This is a genomic window from Streptomyces sp. AcH 505 (genome assembly GCF_000818175.1).
Taxonomy (GTDB): Bacteria; Actinomycetota; Actinomycetes; order Streptomycetales; family Streptomycetaceae; genus Streptomyces.
Genome location: NZ_JTIY01000001.1, coordinates 6,319,432 through 6,321,094, shown reverse-complemented (window position 1 = coordinate 6,321,094; position 1,663 = coordinate 6,319,432). Strand labels below are relative to the sequence as shown.

The following is a 1,663-nucleotide window of genomic DNA, read 5'->3' as shown; positions in this document are numbered from 1 at the left end:
GGCGGCCGGGGCCGCTGCACCGTGGCCGGCAGCAGCGTCACGTCGTGCACCTGGTGGTGTTTGCCCTGATGGTTGACCTGCTCACCCGACCAGTAGCGGTCCAGCAGGTCCAGGCCCTCGTCCAGCAGCTCCGCGAGGACGACCGGGTCGGTCGGCTCGCCGAAGCTGCCGTACTCGTCCTCGATCGGCCCGCCGAGCCCCGCGCCGAAGATCACCCGGCCGCCGCTGAGCGCGTCGAGGGTGGCCACCTGGCGGGCGAGCTGCTGCGGGCGCCGCCGGGCGACGGGGGTGACCATCGTGCCGAGCTTGATCCGCGAGGTCGACAGCGCAGCGGCCGTCAGCAGCATCCACGGATCGGCGAAGGGCACACCCCGGCGTACCTGTTTGTCGTGCACCACGTGGTCCCAGACGAACAGCCCGTCCCAGCCGGCCTGCTCCGCCGCCACTGCCACCTTCACCACGGTCCTGGCGTCGGCGAAGTCCCCGAAGTTCGGAATGTTGATCGAGAAGCGCATCCGGGCATCCTGCCCGGCCAGGACCGGAGTGGCAATCGCCCTGAGGGCCGATCGGGCGGGGCTGCCCTCTCATAATGGGTGGACCGAACTGCAGACGTTACCGAGAGGGGACGGTCTCCCGTGGCCGATGCGAGCGGCGAACGCCGACCGGCGGGCGAACTGGAAGCGAGCGTGCTGGCCGCGCTGTGGGCCGCCGACGGGCCGCTGTCCGCCCGGCAGGTGCAGCGGGCCGTGCCCATGACCCTGGCCAGGACCACGGTCGCCACGATCCTGTCCCGGCTCCACGAGAAGGGCACGGTCCTGCGCGAGCGGGCCGGTCGTGGCTACGCCTACTCCGCCGCGCAGGACGCGCCGGGACTCACCGCGCGGCGCATGCACCACGAACTCGACAAGGACACCGCGCGGGACGTGGTGCTCGCCCGCTTCGTCTCGCAGCTCAGCGCCGACGACGAACAGCTGCTCAGGGCGCTGCTGGAGGCCGGCGACCAGTGATCGTCCTGCTCCTCGTCCCGCTGCTCGTGCCGTTCGCCGCGCCGCTCTTCGCGTACCGCGTCGTCGACCGGCTCCCACCGGTCGCCGCGCTGTGGACGCTGACCCTGACGAGCGTGGTGCTCGCCACGAGCTGCCTCGCCTCGCTCGGCGCGCTGCTGCTGCCCGGCGCGCTGCGCGTCCCCGTGCTCGCCCGGCTGGGCGAGCTGGTCCGTCCGCTCAACGTGGCCCCCACCGCCGTCCTCGACCCTGCGGCGCTGCTCGGACTCGGTGGCCTCGCCTTCGGCGCCCTTGTCTGCTGCGCGGTTACGGTCGCCCGCTCCGTGCTGCGCCAGTGGCGGCTGCTGCGTACCGCCTGGTCGTACGCGGCGCGTGTGCCGGCCGCCGGGGACCTGAGCGTCATCGACGACGACAGGGCCGACGCGTACGCCCTGCCGGGCAGGCCCGGCAGGATCGTGGTCACCAGCGGCATGCTGCGTGTCCTCGACCCGGCCGAGCGCGAGGCGCTCTTCGCCCATGAACGGGCGCATCTGGCGGGCCGCCACCACTACTTCCTCGGCGCGGCGGAACTCGCCGCGCAGTGCCACCCGGCGCTGCGGACGGTACGGGGCGCCGTCGCCCTCGCCGCCGAGCGGAGCGCCGACGAAGCCGCCGCGCTG

At 73.5% G+C, this 1,663-nt stretch carries 3 protein-coding genes; 2 read left to right on the top strand and 1 reads right to left on the bottom strand.

Going from position 1 to position 1,663, the window contains the following annotated elements; genetic code table 11:
• On the bottom strand, nt 1-515 hold a 515-nt coding region (locus tag HY68_RS28135; protein ID WP_041997399.1), incomplete at its 3' end, for an LLM class flavin-dependent oxidoreductase.
• 120 nt (nt 516-635) lie between these two features.
• On the opposite strand from HY68_RS28135, the gene HY68_RS28130 reads away from it, so the two are divergent.
• Complete coding sequence (locus HY68_RS28130; RefSeq protein WP_041994003.1) at nt 636-1,007, top strand: BlaI/MecI/CopY family transcriptional regulator; 372 nt, start codon at nt 636-638, stop codon at nt 1,005-1,007.
• Nucleotides 1,004-1,663 (top strand): M56 family metallopeptidase (locus tag HY68_RS28125; protein WP_241778703.1); only part of this gene is annotated, 660 nt, incomplete at its 3' end. The genes HY68_RS28130 and HY68_RS28125, both read left to right, overlap by 4 nt.